This window comes from Mesorhizobium sp. M7A.F.Ca.ET.027.03.2.1, assembly GCF_003999175.1.
GTDB lineage: Bacteria > Pseudomonadota > Alphaproteobacteria > Rhizobiales > Rhizobiaceae > Mesorhizobium.
Window position 1 is genome coordinate 1 of sequence record NZ_RZOM01001084.1, and the last position, 2,083, is coordinate 2,083.

Consider the following 2,083-nt stretch of genomic DNA (forward strand, 5'->3'; position numbering starts at 1 on the left):
TCCCAGGGCTATGCCGTCGCGGTGACGGCGCTTGACGACGATCCGATCGACACGCTTGTCGTCGAGACCGCGCAGATGCCGGGCAGTGTCACGGCCTTTCCCTGCGATGTCACCGACGAGCCGCGCATGGCGAGAACCGTCGCCGCGATCGAGAAGGAGCTCGGTCCCATCGTGCTCGCCATCTTCAATGCAGGGAACTACATTTCGACGCCGGGGGAGAATCTTGTCGTCAACGACTTTCGCCGGTCCTTCGAGGTCAATTATTTCGGCATCATCAACGGCCTCGTGCCCGCGGTCGAACGCATGCGTGTGCGGGCGCGCGGCCATGTCGTGCTGGTCGGCTCGGTGACATCCTATTTCGGCTGGCCGACAACGGCCGCCTATGGCGGCACCAAGGCGGCGATCAACATCCTGGCCGAGTCGCTGAAGTATGATTTCGACAAGATGAACGTGCGTATCCAGGTGTTCAATCCCGGCTTCATCGACACCCCGCTGACCGAGAAGAACATGCTGCCCATGCCGGGACTGATGCCGGTCAGCCGCGCATCGCGCCGCATGGCGCGGGGCATCAAGTCGGGCGGCTTCGAAGTCCATTTCCCGCGCCGGACCAGCTGGCCCCTGAAACTGCTCGGCCTGTTGCCGAGGCCGCTGTGCAGAGGGTTTATCAGCCTGATGACCAGTTGGAAGGCGCGGCCGCTGCATTACGACCGCAAGCCCCCGATCGAATAGGACGCCGGCGAAATTGGCAGGCTCGCCGTTTCGGGCCGCCGTCGCCATGGTTGAGACAAGTGCTGCGTGGAGTCTGCGATGGGGCGACGGATCGTGCTTGCTGTGCTGGGCCTGATCGCCATTCTCGCACTGGCCTTCGTGCTCGGCCCGCGCGTTCGCGTCGACACCACGATGCGTTTCGATCCCTCGCTCATCGCTGACGATCCGCAGGCCTATGTGGCAAAGGCGGAAGCCGCCATCCCCGGAATCCGTGACGGGCTGGAAAAAGAGATCGTCTGGGCCGATCCGATGGTGCATGCCAGGACGCCGCTGTCGATCGTCTACATCCACGGCTTTTCCGCATCCAAGGGTGAGGTCCGCCCGCTGCCCGACGAAGTGGCGGAACAGCTTGATGCCAATCTCTTCTACACCCGGCTCACCGGTCACGGGCAGGATGGCGCGGCGATGACGCAAGGCAGCATTAACGCCTGGATCAACGACTATGAGGAAGCGCTCGCCATCGGCCGGGCGATCGGCGACAAGGTGATCGTCATCTCGACGTCGACCGGCGGCTCGCTGGCGGTCTGGGCGGCAACGCAGCCCGGTGCATCGCACGAGGTGGCGGCGATTGCGTTCATCTCGCCGAACTTCGGCGTCAAGGCTTCGGGCGCCGAGATCCTGACCATGCCGTGGGGCAAACAAATTGCCAGGCTAGTCGCCGGCAAGGAACACAGCTTCGTGCCGCGCAACGCGCTGAATGAAGAATTCTGGACCACCCGCTATCCGATCGAAGCAACCTTGCCGATGCAGGCGCTGACCGAGCTTGCCTATGGCGCGCCGGTGGAGAAGGCGACCATCCCTGCTTTGTTCATCTTTTCTGATTCGGACAAAGTGGTGCGGGCCGACCGCACCCGCGAGATTGCCGGGCGCTGGGGCGCGCCGCATGAACTGGTTCCGGTCGACGACACCGGCGACCCGGACAATCACGTCATTGCCGGCGACGCGCTGTCGCCATCGACCACGGCGTTTCTGGCGCAAAGGATCGCCGTCTGGATCGAAGCGGTGGTGAAGTAAGCCGACGAAAAAGGGCGGCCGAAGCATCGCTTCAGCCGCCCTTTCCTTGGTCTGTCCCGGCAATCAGCCAGGCTAAGCCTGACTGATTACAACGCGATCTGGCTTACGCAGCCCGCGCCGCCGGACGCTTGCCGCCGAAGCGGCGCTTGTTGTTGCCTTTGAAGGCCGGCTTGGCGCCTTCCGGCTTGCGCTCGCCGGCGAAGGCAGGCTTGTCGCCGAAGCGCTTCTTGCCAAAGCCGTTGCCCTTGTTCTCGCCACCGGGCCGCCTGCCGTCGCGACGGCCATTGCGGTCGTTGCGGTC

General features: G+C 64.0%; 2 protein-coding genes and 1 pseudogene. 2 read left to right on the top strand and 1 reads right to left on the bottom strand.

Annotated elements, in window-relative coordinates:
• Nucleotides 1-729 (top strand): SDR family NAD(P)-dependent oxidoreductase (locus EN750_RS31455; protein WP_127399031.1); only part of this gene is annotated, 729 nt, incomplete at its 5' end.
• Nucleotides 730-807: 78 nt separating this feature from the next.
• Nucleotides 808-1,782 carry an alpha/beta fold hydrolase gene (locus EN750_RS31460; RefSeq protein WP_127399032.1) on the top strand — a complete coding sequence of 325 codons (975 nt, stop codon included), beginning with the start codon at nt 808-810 and terminating at the stop codon, nt 1,780-1,782.
• Between the two features lie 103 nt (nt 1,783-1,885).
• Here EN750_RS31460 and EN750_RS31465 read toward each other — a convergent pair.
• Nucleotides 1,886-2,083, bottom strand: a pseudogene (locus tag EN750_RS31465) (ATP-dependent helicase); the annotation flags it as partial.